Source organism: Halorubrum tibetense, assembly GCF_042661865.1.
Lineage (GTDB): Archaea > Halobacteriota > Halobacteria > Halobacteriales > Haloferacaceae > Halorubrum > Halorubrum tibetense.
This window is the reverse complement of sequence record NZ_JBHSWW010000468.1, coordinates 1-1,196: the sequence shown is the minus strand read 5'-3', so window position 1 is coordinate 1,196 and position 1,196 is coordinate 1. Positions and strand designations below refer to the sequence as shown.

The 1,196-nt window shown below is 71.2% G+C and carries 1 protein-coding gene and 2 pseudogenes; all 3 read right to left on the bottom strand.

Annotation, left to right across the window (positions count from 1 at the left end):
* A pseudogene (locus ACFQEU_RS16250) lies at positions 1-349 on the bottom strand (type II secretion protein); the annotation flags it as partial.
* A gap of 97 nt (positions 350-446) precedes the next feature.
* A complete protein-coding gene (locus ACFQEU_RS16245) occupies positions 447-980 on the bottom strand; it encodes a DUF7311 family protein (RefSeq protein ID WP_379783851.1) in 534 nt (177 codons plus the stop codon).
* Positions 977-1,196: pseudogene (locus ACFQEU_RS16240) on the bottom strand (hypothetical protein); the annotation flags it as partial. The gene ACFQEU_RS16245 and the pseudogene ACFQEU_RS16240, both read right to left, overlap by 4 nt.

The following is a 1,196-nucleotide window of genomic DNA, read 5'->3' as shown; positions in this document are numbered from 1 at the left end:
GGTCACGGGTGACGCGCTCGGCGAGCCGCGATTCGTGGAACGATACCTGCTCGCGAAAGCGACCGGCGGCGAGGAGGCAGGCCGCGGCCCGACCGGCGTACGTCCGCTCCCGTCCCGCGTGCCTCGTCCGGATCACGTCGGCATCGCGGTCGGTCAGGGCGTGGATGACGGTCGACAGGCAGTCCGGGTTCGCGGCGAGGTCGCCGCGTCCTGGACAGTCGCTCGCGTCGACCGCGAGCACGACCCGGTCGTCGACGCCGGTGCCGACGGGGCGGTGAAACGACGCGTCACAGCGGCACCCGTCGTTGTCGTCCCCGAAGCGGACGAACGACGGGATGTCGATGGTCATGGGCCGCGTGGCCGCGGTATTGTATATAAACGGTCGGTCGTTCCGTCGGTGGCTGGACGGCCTCTGTCACCTCGTGGACGGCGGGACGAACAGCCCGTCACCCCGTTCGTCGGATCCGAACTGTCGGACCGTCGTCCCCGTCGACGAACCGGAGTTCGAGCCGGCTCTCGCCGTCGGTTCGGAGGTCGACCCTTCCACCGACGACGTCGAGGCCGCCGACGCCTTCAGGGTTCGACAGCGGAACCGTCCGGATCGGAGCGCCCCGAAGTCGGTACGCGAGCACGACGTCGGCATCGCCGACCCCGCTGACATCGCCGACCCCACCGACATCGCCGACCCCACCGACATCGCCGACCCCACCGACTCGCTCGGCGTCCACGAGTGCTAGCCGGTCGAGCGGTGCGGCGGCGAACCCGGTCGGGGGGCCGACGACGAGCGACGAGCGGGCGGCGAGCGCTCGCTCGTCGACGGCCATCGAATCGGCGACCACGTCTCCGGCGGCCCGTTCGACCCGTTCTCCCTCCGTTTCCATCCGCTCCACGGTTATCCCGGTCCGTGCGTCGTCGAGGGCGGGCATCGAGACGGCGAGTAACGCGATTGCGAGGAGGACGGTCAGGACGACGCGGATCACAGGGCGTCACGGAGTCGCTCGAACGCGCCGGTCGTGCCGCTCCCGTCGTGTTCGTCGCTCCCAACGGTGTCGTCGTCCCGCCCCTCTCCGTCCGCTCCCGGATTCCCGGTCGCCACAGTCGCCGGGTCGTCCCCCGGGATCGCGGCCTCGATCGCGGCGTCCGTGGGAACGCTCGTGTCACCTCCGTCGGCGCGTCGGTCGTCCCCGTCCCGGTCG